Here is a 13,052-nt window from a genome sequence, read left to right on the forward strand (position 1 = left end):
GTCAGCTCTTGTACGCCTTGGCCGCGTCGGACTCCAGTTTCGCCTGGGTCCCCGCGATGTCCTTCGGGTTCTTCAGGAAGTCCTGGAGGGTCTTCCACTCGCCCTTCCCGGGTGTCCCGCCGAACGACTGCGGGGCCTGGTCGGACATGTCGAACCGGACGGCGTCACCTGCCGCGATCAGCGCCTTCGCCATGGTGCGCTGCACCTCGTTCGGATACGCGGCGGTGTCCAGGGCCTTGTTCGGCGAGATGAATCCGCCCTGCTCGGCCCAGATCTTCGCCGCATCCGTCGAGGACAGCCAGGTCAGCAGGGCCTGGGCACCCTTGCCGTCCTTCAGGGCCACCGCCGCGTCGCCACCCGTCACCACGGGGGACTCGGCGCCGACCGCCGGGAACGGGAAGACCTTGGCATCCGTGCCGATCTTCGCCTTGGTCTGGGCGATGTTGATGCCGACGAAGTCGCCTTCGAAGACCATGGCTGCCTTGGGCTGGTCCCCACCGGTGAACGTCTGGGTGACCGAGGCCGGGAACTCCGTCTGCAGCGCACCGTCGGCACCGCCTGCGATCAGGGACGGCTTGCCGAAGAGCTGCGCGAGCGTGGTCAGCGCGTCCTTGACGGACGGGTCCGTCCACTTGATGGTGTGCTGGGCCAGCTGGTCGTACTTCTCCGGGCCGGCCTGGGAGAGGTAGATGTTCTCGAACCAGTCGGTGAGGGTCCAGCCGTCCGCCCCGCCGACCGAGACCGGGGTGACACCCGAGGCGGAGACCGTCTCGGCCGTCGTCAGGAAGTCCTTCCAGGTCTTCGGCTCGCTCGCCCCCGCGTTCTCGAACGCCTTGGCGTTGTACCAGATCAGGGACTTGTTGGCGGCCTTGAAGTAGACGCCGTACTGGGTGCCGTCCACCGAGCCGAGGTCCTGCCAGACCTTCGAGTAGTTCTTCTGCAGCTGGGCCTTGGCGTCGGCGCCGACCGGCCTGGCCCACTTCTTCTCCACGGCCTGCTTGATCGCGCCGACCTGAGGGATCATCGCAACGTCCGGCGGCTGACCGCCCGCGATCTTCGTACCGAGGAAGTTGACGATCGGGTCCTGCGCGGGAACGAAGGTGACCGTGGCACCCGTGCGCTTCTCGAACTCCTTGAGGACCTTCACGAAGTTGGCCTGTTCGGGGCCGGTCCAGACGGCCGCGACCGAGATCTTCTCGCCGTCCAGCTTGGGCAGTGCGACGCCCGAAGGGGTCTCCCCGGAGCTCCCGCCCGCCTTTTCCTTCCCGCTGCCGCCGTCGTCACCGCAGCCGGTGAGGGCCAGTGCGCCGATGGCGGTGAAGACCATGGCGGCCCTGCGAATCCGAAGCGTTGTGCGCATTCGTGCCCCGTCTCTTCCGTGCGCGTGCCCGTACGTGAGGGCTGGTGTCCGTGTGCCTGCGCCCGTCTCTGTATCTGCGTGTGTGCTCCTGTGCGCACACAGTCCTACGCCCGGTGCGCGGGCGCCGCAATACCGCTTTCCACGTCAACTCATTGATCGTGATGGGCTCGTGACGTGAAGTCAGGCACGCTCGGTCGCCGGGCGTGCCCGAAGGATCGGGCACGCCCGGTGAGGGACGGCGGCAGCCGGTGAGGGCCGAGGGCGCCTCAGGAGTGGTGAGGACGCCTCAGGAGTGGTGAGGCACGAGCGGAGCTATTCGCTCGGCGTTCACCGAACGGGCCGCCCGGTCCAGCGCGCTGGCCAGCAGCGCCAGGTCCGTCGGCCCGTTGCCGAGCTCACGGACCGGGCGCCGGGTGGGCGGGTCGCCCATCCGCTCCCACTCCAGCGGGACGACGGTGGGGCGAAGTGTTGCGGTACGGGGAATGCGGCCTGTCACGCGGCCGCCCTGGAACGGCGTCACCCGCCCGTCCGGATGCCCCAGCCTTCCGCGGCCGGGCGCCGGGTCCTCCGGCGACGGCGGCACGACGGGCGCGTCGAGCACCACCCGCAGCCGCGCCCCATGGGCCAGCTCGGTGTCCTCCGTGCGGTCGGGACGGGCGGACGTCGCGACCAGATGCACGCCCAGCCGGCCGCCGTCCCTCGCGACGGCCTCCAGTGCCCGGACGACCGAACCGGCGGCGGGCCGGCCGGGGCTGCCGAGCGCGGGTGCGACCAGCGCATCGAAGTCGTCGACGAGCACGACGAGCCGGGGCAGCGGCGACGGACCGGGATCGACGGACCGCGCGGCGGCGGGCCGCAACCGGAGCGTGCCGCTCATCGCCGAGTCCAGATCACCGCGCTGCTCGGCGGCGCTCGGCGCCCGCTGACCGACCATCCGCTGTGCGACCTCGTGCCGGGCGTGCCAGTCGTCGAAGTCGAACCGCCCGAGCAGCTCGGCCCGCCGCTTCAGCTCGCCGCCCAGCGCCTGGGCGAACTCGCGCATCCGCACCGGATCGGACGCCGTCAAGTGCATGAACGCATGCGGGAGTTCGGTACAGGGCCGCAGGCTCTCGCCGCGCTCGCCACCGGCGCCGTCGACGAGCAGAATGCCGAGCCGGTCGGGCCGCGCGGCGGCTGCGAGCGAGGCGGCCACGGTGCGCAGCAACTCGGTACGTCCGCTGCCGGCCGGGCCCTCGATGAGGAGATGAGGCCCCTCGTCGGCCAGATCGACACTGAGCGCACCCCGGGGCCCGGCCCCGAGAACAACGATGGGCCGCGCGGCGAGGGCCGGGGCGGCTTCACCGGCCCGGTCCGGACTCCCGGCCCCGGCCGCCCGAACAGCGACCTGCGGCGCGTCACCGCTGCGGTCCCCGTTCACGCGGCTCACGGCTCGCCCCGGGGCGGTGCGAGAGCTGGACGTATCGGCACCGGCCCACTCATCGCGCTGCGCGCCGATGCGGGGAGCGGCGGGGTACGGGGTGCGGCCCGAGACGGACGGGTCTCCACCCGGGTACGGCGTGCGGCCGGAGTCCGGGGTGACCGTCCCCGGGTAGGGCGTGCGTCCCGACGGTGACGGTTCGGTGCCGGGGTAGGGGGTGCGTCCGCTGCCGGGGGTGTCCGTCCCCGGGTAGGGGGTGCGTCCGGAGTCGGGGTCTGTCCGCGGGTACGGGGTGCGGCTCGACCCGGACGGGGCGCTGCCGGGGTAGGGCGTGCGTCCCGACGGTGACGGTTCGGTGCCGGGGTACGGGGTGCGTCCGCTGCCGGGGGTGTCCGTCCCGGGGTACGGGGTGTCCGTGCCCGGGTGGAGGGTGCGCCCCGATCCGGTGCCGGACAGGCCGTCCTCGCCACGTGCCGGCGTATGCCTCGGCGTGCCCGCATGCGTGTCGTTGCCCGTGCCGGGATACGGGTCGCTGCCCGGGTACGGCGTGCGCCCCGATCCGTACACGTCGTCCGCCTCGCGGGCAGCCGGGTGCGCGGGAGGCAACGGGCCGCCCGGTCCGCCGCTGCCGGCCGTGCGCTGGGCGCCCACGCGTGGGCCGGAGGCCGGGTACGGGGTGCGGCCCGAATCGTGGGCGCCGACGGGGGGCACCTGGATGCTGCCGAGCCCATGGACCGTCGCCCCCGGCTGGTCGTCCGACGTCGAGGCCCAGCGGGCCATCAGCGAGGCCGGGGTGGCCCTGGCGAGGCCCAGTTCGTCCAGCAGGCGGGCGGACGGCGGGAGGGCGGCCACCACCGGCCGGCCGGGTGCCGTCGCCGTAGCCTCCGTGCGCAACGGGGCCAGCGCCCGCCCGAACCGTTCCGCCCAGGCCGCCGACACCGCGTCCACCGCGGCCACCGTGCCGTGCCCCGCGGCCTGCCCGCCCGCTGTGCGCAGCAGCCGCAGTGCCGTCGCCACATCGCCGCTCAGCATCGCCACCGCCCCGCACTGGCGGAACGCGATCGACGCATGGCAGGCCGCCTCGTACGTCGCCGCGACCGGCGAGGTGGGCGACGCGGCCGGGGTCTCGGCCAGACAGATCAGATGGATCCCGGCCGCGGCGCCCGCGGCGGCCAGCCGGGCCGTGGTCTCGCGCAGCACCGCGGAGCCGGGGTCGCCGTCGACGATCACCACGGTGTGCGGTCCCGCGTACCGCCGGGCGGCCTCGGCGACCGTGCCCCGGTCGACGCCGGCCCAGCCGGTGCCGAGCGGTCCGTCGTCCAGCCGGCGCACCAGCTCCGTCGTACGGGCGGTGGCCTGTTCCCGGTCGTACGCCAGCAGCAGCCGGCAGTCCTGGCCGTGCATCGGCCGCAGATGGGGGAGCCAGCCGAGCCAGGCCCACGCGCGCCTGCGCTCGTCCGCGCTGCGGGCGCGGTCCGTACTGATGAGGACGATCTCCAGGTCGGCCGGGGAGTGCAGTGCGGCAAGCTGGGCGACTATCGAACGGGCGAGCCCGGCCAGCCGTTCCCGCGGTCCGGCGAGCCCGAGCGAACCGGCCTCCCGCAGCCCCACGGTCACCGGCACGGCGGGCAGCTCGGCCCGGTCGGTGGTGCCGAGCCGGACCACCAGCGCCTCCGGGTGCGCGGCGGAGCGCTCCCACAGCCTCGGACCGGGTCCGAGCGCGGTCAGCAGCACGGCCGCCGGATCGGGCCATGTCTCCTCGGGCGACGAGGAGGACGAGGAGCGTGAAGCCGTCGACGACGACGCGGTCCCGACCGGCCGGCCCGTCGGTCCCGTCTCGTCGGGCGCGGCCTCGTGCACCGGCTCGCCCTTGTTACCCGCCAGCCTGCGTGCCCAGGCTCCTATCCCGCCGCGCCGGACATCGGGGCGCCCGCCCCGGCCACCGGCCTCGGCCGGTGCCCCGCTCCCGTACGCGTGCGCGACACCCTCGCCGGGCCCGAAGCCGGGCGGGACGGCGGTGCCGTACGCATGCCCGGAGCCGTACCCGTGCCCGTCCGGCCGCGGATCCGACGGCGCATCCCGGCGTACGTCCGGCCCCGGCTCCTCCGGGAGGTCTCCGGCCGTCCGGGGCACCCGCAGATGGCCCTCGCCGTCCGGTGCCGTGGCCAGCGTCGGTGTACGCGCCCCCGCCGTCAGCCGGAGCGTCGATTCGCCGAGTCGCAGCAGCGCACCCGGCTTCAGCCGGACCGGGCGGTCGAGGACCTCCGTACCGTCCAGCGAGGTGCCGTTCGTCGAGCCCAGGTCGGTGACCGAGACCTGGCCGTCCTCGGAGACCGTCACCGCGGCGTGCAACCGGGACACATCGGGGTCGTCGAGCGGGACGTCCGCGTCGGCGGAGCGGCCGATCCGGATCTGTCCGCCGTGCAGCAGATGGACGCCGCCCGCATCGGGTCCCGCGACCACGTGGAGTTGCGCCGGAACGGCATCGTCCACCGTCTCGTCGTCGCCCGGGGCCTGGAGCGACAGCACCGCCCCGTCGACCAGCGGCGGCTCACCCAGCGCGCACCGCTGGGCGTCGAGCCGCTCGCGTCCGGCGAACAGCACCACCGCACCGGTGCCCAGCGAGCCGTCGGGCCCGGAGACGGCTGCGGCCAGGTTGGAGGCCACGGCGGCCAGGGCCGTCCCCGCGGGGGCGGTGACGAGCACGTCACAGGCGCGCGCCGGGGTCTGGCCGCTGCGCGGCGCGAGGACGGTCAGGCGGATCTGCATCGCCGTCAGCGGTCCCTTCTGCGCGGGGTGCCCGGCAGGGGGAAACGCCCTGTGATTCCCCCCACCCGGCACGGACGCGTCGTCCGGTACAGGTCGTCACGTACCGCGGGGCTCCCGCCCCCACGGTTCCGTGCTGGAGGCATCCTCGCACCTGCCACTGACGACACGCCCGGGGGCCACCTTGAATTGATCTTGAAAGGTCGGCTGTGGGCCCAAAAGTGCCTGCTTGGGCCGTCCTCCACAGCGGTGCACCGGAGTCGGCCGGTCGGCCGGAAGCAGCCCTGAGCACAGGTGTGCGGCTACATTGCGGCAACCATCCGACCGGTGCACGCGTCTTCCTCCGGGCACGACGAACCGCACGTTCCGGGCACGACGGATCACCCGCCGTCGACGACCCGGGAACGACGTGCCGGTGTCCCGTTCGAAGGCCATGGAGCGGCATTAGAGTGGGCCGGAAACTCCTGGGCGGTCCCCGGGGGACCGCAAGCACCACGATCAGCAGGGAGCGCATGACGTGCGGCCGGTAGGCAGCAAGTACCTGCTCGAGGAGCCGCTGGGACGCGGCGCCACGGGCACCGTCTGGCGCGCCCGCCAGCGGGAGACCGCGGGTTCCGAAGCGGCCGTCGCGGGCCAGCCCGGCGAGACCGTGGCGATCAAGGTTCTCAAGGAGGAGCTCGCCAACGACGCGGATGTCGTGATGCGGTTCCTGCGTGAGCGCTCCGTGCTGCTGCGGCTCACCCACGAGAACATCGTGCGCACCCGCGACCTGGTCGTGGAGGGCGATCTCCTCGCCCTGGTGATGGACCTGGTCGACGGCCCCGACCTGCACCGCTACCTCCGCGAGAACGGCCCGCTCACCCCGGTCGCCGCCTCGCTCCTCACCGCGCAGATCGCGGACGCGCTGGCCGCCAGTCACGCCGACGGTGTCGTCCACCGCGACCTGAAGCCCGCCAACGTCCTGCTGTCCGAGCGCGACGGCCAGATGCATCCGATGCTCACCGACTTCGGCATCGCCCGGCTCGCCGACTCCCCGGGGCTGACCCGGACGCATGAGTTCGTCGGCACGCCCGCCTATGTGGCGCCGGAGTCCGCCGAGGGCCGCCCGCAGACGTCTGCGGTCGACATCTACGGCGCGGGCATCCTGCTGTACGAGCTGGTCACCGGACGCCCGCCGTTCGCCGGCGGCACCGCCCTCGAAGTGCTGCAGCGGCACCTCAGCGAGGAGCCCCGCCGCCCCACCACCGTCCCGGCGCCGCTGTGGACGGTCATCGAGCGCTGCCTGAGCAAGGACCCGGACCGGCGGCCCAGCGCCGAGAACCTGGCCCGCGGACTGCGTACCGTCGCGGCCGGCATCGGTGTGCATGCGAACTCGGCGCAGATCGCGGCCGCCGACGGCGTGGGCGCCCTGCTCGCCCCCGACCCGGCGCCCCCGGCGGTCCCGGGGACCCAGGGTGCGGCCGACCCGACACAGGTGCTGCCGAGCAATGCGGGTGCGTACGACCCGAACGCGGCGACCAGCGTGATGAACCACGCCCCCGGCCAGGGCCAGGGCCAGGGGTACGGACAGGGACAGGGCGGGTACGCCGACCCGACCGCGGTCATGCCGCCCGTACCGCAGCGCCCCGACGGTCCGCCGCAGCCCGAGGGCCCGCACCCGTGGCAGTCCCAGCTGCAGGCGGCCCGCGACCGCAACGAGCAGACACAGGTCCAGTACCTCGATCCGAGCCAGGACCCGCTGCGCCGCCGCCCTCAGCGCCAGCAGCCGCAGCAGCCTCCGCAGCGCCGTCAGCAGCAACAGCCGCAGTACCAGCAGCCGTATCCGCAGCAGCAGCAGTACCCGCAACACCAGCAGTACCCCCAGCAGCCGCAGCGCCAGCAGCCGCAGCGCCAGCAGTACGCGCCCCCGCAGACGCAGCCGCCTCAGCAGCCGGCGCCGCGCCAGCCCCGCGAGCCGCGGCAGCGCAGTGCCAACCCGACGAAGATCCCGGGCCTCGGCTGCCTCAAGGGCTGTCTGTTCACCTTGGTGCTGCTGTTCGTCGCGAGCTGGCTCATCTGGGAACTGACGCCGCTGCAGGACTGGGTGGCCCAGGGCAAGAGCTACTGGCAGGCGATCGGCGACGGGATCTCGGCCGCCACGGACTGGCTCTCGAAGCTGGGCGGCAGCGGCTCCAACTGAGCGGACCCGGACCTCGGCCGGGACGGCGCGGACCATCGGCCGGGCGGCCTCGCACCGCCAACTACGTTGCTTTGTCGACTTCTACGGGTCAATTCGCCCGTAGAAGTGAAGGTTGGCGCCATCCAGGGCGCGCAACACCCCGATCGACGCGTAACTTTGTCGACCGGGGGTCATGAGCGACGGTCCATCGCCAGCCGCTGAGGGAGCAGTCTTGGCACGGAATATCGGCAGCCGGTACACCGCCCACCAGATCCTGGGGCGCGGCAGCGCCGGCACGGTCTGGCTCGGCGAGGGTCCTGAGGGCCCCGTAGCCATAAAGCTCCTCCGCGAGGACCTCGCGTCCGACCAGGAGCTGGTCGGACGCTTCGTCCAGGAGCGCACCGCGCTGCTGGGGCTCGACCATCCGCACATCGTCGGCGTCCGCGACCTCGTCGTGGACGGCAACGACCTGGCGCTGGTCATGAATCTCGTACGCGGCACGGATCTGCGCACCCGCCTCGACCGGGAGCGCCGCCTCGCGCCCGAGGCGGCGGTCGCGATCGTCGCGGACATCGCCGACGGCCTCGCCGCCGCGCACGCCGCCGGAGTGGTCCACCGCGACGTCAAGCCGGAGAACATCCTGCTCGACATGGAGGGCCCGCTCGGTCCCGGCGGCTCGCACCCGGCGCTGCTCACCGACTTCGGTGTGGCGAAGCTCATCGACACCCCGCGCCGCACGAAGGCCACGAAGATCATCGGCACGCCGGACTATCTGGCCCCCGAGATCGTCGAGGGGCTTCCGCCGCGCGCCGCCGTGGACATCTACGCCCTGGCGACGGTGCTGTACGAGCTCCTTGCGGGCTTCACACCCTTCGGCGGCGGCCACCCGGGCGCCGTGCTGCGCCGCCATGTCACGGAGACGGTCGTTCCGCTCCCCGGCATCCCCGACGAGCTCTGGCAGCTCCTGGTGCAGTGCCTGGCCAAGGCCCCGGCGTCCCGCCTGCGCGCCTCCGAGCTCGCCGCCCGCCTGCGCGAGCAGCTCCCGCACCTGGCCGGCATCCCGCCTCTGGACGTCGACGAGCCGGACGCCGAACCGGAACCGCAGTCCTACGACGAGCAGCAGTACGGCCCCGCCTCCGAGGAACCACGCCGCCGCGGCGCGGTCCCCCTGGTCCCCGGCGCGTCCCCGGACTCCAACCGGGACACCCACACGAGCATGCGCGTCCCGGCCCCCGACGAGCTCTCCGGCGGGCCCCTGGGCACGGCCCGCGCCCCGCGCACCCCCGGCCGGCCCCGCCCCGGCTCGGCCCGCAACAAGTCGGCCGCCATCCGCAAGCGCCGCATCACGCTCGGCGCGGCGGCGCTCGTGCTGTGCGCCGCCCTGGGGGTGGGCGGCTGGCTGGCCCTGAGCGGCAATGACGCGGACGCGACACCGCAGGACTCGGGGAACTCCGCACCGGCGGTGCCGTAGGTCTCCGGAAGTCCGGCCCCGGTGGTCCCGGAGACACCCTGTGTACGGGACCACCGGGCGGCCCGGCGGTCCCGTACCCGAGGATTCCGGACCCGTGATCAAGCAGCCCGGGACTGGTCCGCGCCGACAGCCGTTACGCTGGACCCGTGGCAGTCGTCGATATTTCCGAAGAGCTGAAGTCCCTCTCCTCGACCATGGGGTCGATCGAGGCCGTCCTGGACCTGGATGCGCTGAGGGCGGACATTGCCGCGCTCGAGGAGCAGGCGGCGGCGCCGTCCCTCTGGGACGACCCGGAGGCGGCGCAGAAGATCACCAGCAAGCTTTCGCACCTCCAGGCCGAGGTCCGCAAGACCGAGGCCCTCCGCGGCCGTATCGACGATCTTGAGGTTCTCTTCGAGCTCGCCGAGGACGAGGGGGACGCCGACACCCTCGCCGAGGCCGAGCGCGAGCTGGAGTCCGTCAAGAAGGCGCTCGACGAGATGGAGGTCCGCACCCTCCTCTCCGGCGAGTACGACGCCCGTGAGGCGCTGGTCAACATCCGTGCCGAGGCCGGTGGCGTCGACGCCGCCGACTTCGCCGAGAAGCTCCAGCGCATGTACATCCGCTGGGCCGAGCGGCACGGTTACAAGACCGAGGTCTACGAGACGTCGTACGCGGAAGAGGCCGGCATCAAGTCGACCACCTTCGCCGTGCAGGTTCCGTACGCCTACGGCACGCTCTCCGTCGAGCAGGGCACCCACCGGCTCGTCCGGATCTCGCCCTTCGACAACCAGGGGCGCCGCCAGACGTCCTTCGCGGGTGTCGAGGTACTGCCGGTCGTCGAGCAGACCGACCACATCGAGATCGACGAGTCCGAGCTGCGCGTCGACGTGTACCGCTCCTCCGGCCCCGGTGGTCAGGGCGTCAACACGACCGACTCCGCGGTGCGTCTGACCCACCTGCCGACCGGCATCGTCGTCTCCTGCCAGAACGAGCGCTCGCAGATCCAGAACAAGGCGTCCGCGATGAACGTCCTGCAGGCGAAGCTCCTCGAGCGCCGCCGCCAGGAGGAGCAGGCCAAGATGGACGCGCTCAAGGGCGACGGCGGCAACTCCTGGGGCAACCAGATGCGTTCGTACGTCCTGCACCCGTACCAGATGGTCAAGGACCTGCGTACGGAGTTCGAGATCGGCAACCCGGAAGCGGTCTTCAACGGCGAGATCGACGGCTTCCTGGAGGCGGGCATCCGCTGGCGCAAGCAGCGCGAGAAGTAGCAGACGGTTCGTGTGTACGGCGGTGCCGGAGCCCCACGGGGTTCCGGCACCGCCGTTTTCGGTACCGGGTGCCGCCGTGGCGTGTGCGGAATTCCTTCGCGCCGAAGGGGAGTTGGGGCACCGAGTTGCGTAGGCCCCGTGGTGAGTGCGTCACAGTCGTGATTCTGAATGGCGGTCAACTGCTCGCAAAACGGTGCACATTGCATGGAACGGGCTTGACGTAGTCCTTAACTCTGGACAGGGTGCTACTGCAGCATGCGTATGTCCGGGACGGGTGTGGACGGGGGAGGGCGGCTTGGCTACGGCACGATGTGGCCCGGCAGGCCGAGAGCGCAACCCCTGGCAGAGCCGTGAGCCCGCATATGGCTGCTCCATTGACGAGAACAGCTACTGGGGGTAGCAGCAGATGACCAAGAAGACGCGAGTCCGCGTCGCGCGGATAGCCGCGGGCGCGGTTATTGCCGCGGGCGCCTCGCTGACCGCGGCCGGTGCGGCGCAGGCCGTGGGTATCGGTGTCAACATCGGCGGTATCTCCGCCAAGGCCGAGGCCAACGAGGACGGTCTCAACGTCGGCCTGGGTATCCAGGGAGACAGCGACGGCGACAACGGCGCGACGAGTGGCGACCCGGGCGGTGTCGACCAGGGTCAGACCGGTGAGACGACCGCCACGGGTGAGACGACCGCCACGGGTGAGACGACCGCCACGGGTGAGACGACCGCCACGGGTGAGACGACCGCCACGGGCGAGACGACCGCCACGGGCGAGACCACTGCCACGGGTGAGACGACCGCCACGGGCGAGACCACTGCCACGGGTGAGACCACTGCCACGGGTGAGACGACCGCCACGGGTGAGACGACCGCCACGGGCGAGACGACCGCCACGGGCGAGACCACTGCCACGGGTGAGACGACCGCCACGGGCGAGACCAACGGCAACGGTGGAAACTCCGGCAACGGTGGAAACTCCGGCAACGGTGGTGCCAACGGCAACGGTGGCGGCAACGGCGGCTCCGGTACCTCCGGCAGCACCTCCACCGGTGGCGACGACGGTGGCGCCAACACCTGCACCGTCGACCTCGACGGTGCCGAGTGCGCGGACAACACCGACACCGACTCGGTCGGCAACCAGCCGGTCGAGCAGGGCAAGGGCAAGGACGAGCTCGCCGAGACCGGTGCGGCCGAGACCTCGTTCCTGCTGCTCGGTGCCGCGACGATGATCGCGGGTGGCATCGGCTTCCGTATCCTGCCTCGCCTGGTGAACGGCGGCCGTACGGCCGCCTGAGGCCCGATGGCCGGCAGGTGTGCCTGAACGCACAGAAGGGCCCGGGACAGCCGATCGGCGTCCCGGGCCCCTCTGTGTACGCACCTGCTCACGTACTCACTCCGCCGAGCGGGGTGGCTACAGACAGCTACACGGTCATACGGTCTGGTGCGCCAGCAGTGCCAGTGCCGCCACCAGCACCACCATCAGCGCGATCAGCATCGCCGGGCTCAGGCCCGCGAAGAGTCCCTGCTGCTCTTCCTGCTGCTGCAGCCGTGCGCGGCTTGCCCGGCACACCGGGCACCGCCCCTCGTTCACGGGCGCCGCGCAGTTTGCGCACACCAATCGGTCATAGGTCATGCGCTTTCCTCCTCCCGCGCGGCGGAGCCGCATACGCGTTCTCTCCGCACAACGCTCATGGAAACGCATCCGTTCCCCCTCCACTGTGCCAGCTCGGGCGGATTTCGGCGCGGCCCGCCGGACAACGCCCGGTCCGTTCCGGTTCCTGCAGTGTCCAGGCATGGTTCCGTTCCGCCATAAATCGCCCATCACTGGACGCGCGCCTGCACGGCTCAGTCCGGTTCGCGTATGGTCACGCACACCTACTCCCGGCCGACCGTGGTGCATCCGTGATCCGATTCGACAACGTCTCCAAGACCTACCCGAAGCAGAGCCGTCCCGCTCTACGGGATGTGTCTCTCGATATCGAGAAGGGCGAGTTCGTCTTCCTGGTGGGCTCCTCCGGCTCCGGCAAGTCCACCTTCATGCGACTCATCCTGCGCGAAGAGCGTGCCAGCCAGGGCATGGTCCATGTCCTCGGCAAGGACCTCGCGCGCCTGTCCAACTGGAAGGTGCCGCACATGCGCCGCCAGCTGGGCACGGTGTTCCAGGACTTCCGGCTGCTCCCCAACAAGACCGTCGCGGAGAACGTGGCGTTCGCCCAGGAAGTGATCGGCAAGCCGCGCGGTGAGATCCGCAAGGCCGTACCGCAGGTCCTCGACCTCGTCGGCCTCGGCGGCAAGGAGGACCGGATGCCCGGTGAGCTCTCCGGTGGTGAGCAGCAGCGCGTGGCGATCGCGCGGGCGTTCGTGAACCGTCCCATGCTGCTGATCGCGGACGAGCCGACCGGAAACCTGGACCCGCAGACCTCCGTGGGCATCATGAAGCTCCTGGACCGGATCAACCGGACCGGGACCACCGTCATCATGGCGACCCACGACCAGAACATCGTCGACCAGATGCGCAAGCGCGTCATCGAGCTCGAGAAGGGCCGTCTCGTACGCGACCAGGCCCGCGGCGTCTACGGTTACCAGCACTGAGCGGATCCGGCCGCGCCGGACCCGCTGAGCATCGAGTACTGAAA

The 13,052-nt window shown here is 72.0% G+C and carries 8 protein-coding genes; 5 read left to right on the forward strand and 3 right to left on the reverse strand.

Annotated features, from left to right (window positions below; translation table 11 throughout):
* Window position 1: 1 nt before the first annotated feature.
* Both OG878_RS24570 and OG878_RS24575 read right to left on the reverse strand, forming a co-directional pair.
* Window positions 2-1,360 (reverse strand): ABC transporter substrate-binding protein, encoded by a 1,359-nt coding sequence (locus OG878_RS24570; protein WP_328888773.1) that lies wholly within the window; start codon window positions 1,358-1,360, stop codon window positions 2-4.
* A 286-nt stretch (window positions 1,361-1,646) separates the two neighbouring features.
* Window positions 1,647-5,546 carry an FHA domain-containing protein gene (locus OG878_RS24575; RefSeq protein ID WP_328888774.1) on the reverse strand — a complete coding sequence of 1,300 codons (3,900 nt, stop codon included), beginning with the start codon at window positions 5,544-5,546 and terminating at the stop codon, window positions 1,647-1,649.
* A 514-nt stretch (window positions 5,547-6,060) separates the two neighbouring features.
* On the opposite strand from OG878_RS24575, the gene OG878_RS24580 reads away from it, so the two are divergent.
* The 4 genes from OG878_RS24580 (at window position 6,061) to OG878_RS24595 (ending at window position 11,710) form a co-directional block, all read left to right on the forward strand.
* Complete coding sequence (locus OG878_RS24580) at window positions 6,061-7,722, forward strand: serine/threonine-protein kinase (RefSeq protein WP_328888775.1); 1,662 nt, start codon at window positions 6,061-6,063, stop codon at window positions 7,720-7,722.
* Between the two features lie 211 nt (window positions 7,723-7,933).
* Entirely contained in the window at window positions 7,934-9,172 is a 1,239-nt protein-coding gene (locus OG878_RS24585) for a protein kinase domain-containing protein (RefSeq protein WP_328888776.1), read from the forward strand.
* 146 nt (window positions 9,173-9,318) lie between these two features.
* Window positions 9,319-10,425: a peptide chain release factor 2 gene (gene prfB / locus OG878_RS24590; RefSeq protein ID WP_277326474.1), complete on the forward strand. Its 1,107-nt coding sequence runs from the start codon at window positions 9,319-9,321 to the stop codon at window positions 10,423-10,425.
* Between the two features lie 406 nt (window positions 10,426-10,831).
* Window positions 10,832-11,710 carry an LPXTG cell wall anchor domain-containing protein gene (locus OG878_RS24595; RefSeq protein WP_328888777.1) on the forward strand — a complete coding sequence of 293 codons (879 nt, stop codon included), beginning with the start codon at window positions 10,832-10,834 and terminating at the stop codon, window positions 11,708-11,710.
* 135 nt (window positions 11,711-11,845) lie between these two features.
* On the opposite strand, the gene OG878_RS24600 is transcribed toward OG878_RS24595, so the two are convergent.
* Window positions 11,846-12,049, reverse strand: a complete 204-nt coding sequence (locus OG878_RS24600) for a hypothetical protein (protein WP_277326472.1) — start codon at window positions 12,047-12,049, stop codon at window positions 11,846-11,848.
* Between the two features lie 269 nt (window positions 12,050-12,318).
* On the opposite strand from OG878_RS24600, the gene ftsE reads away from it, so the two are divergent.
* Window positions 12,319-13,008: a cell division ATP-binding protein FtsE gene (ftsE, locus tag OG878_RS24605; RefSeq protein WP_030922922.1), complete on the forward strand. Its 690-nt coding sequence runs from the start codon at window positions 12,319-12,321 to the stop codon at window positions 13,006-13,008.
* The last annotated feature ends 44 nt before the right edge of the window (window positions 13,009-13,052 follow it).

Source organism: Streptomyces sp. NBC_00316, assembly GCF_036158715.1.
Taxonomy (GTDB): domain Bacteria; phylum Actinomycetota; class Actinomycetes; order Streptomycetales; family Streptomycetaceae; genus Streptomyces.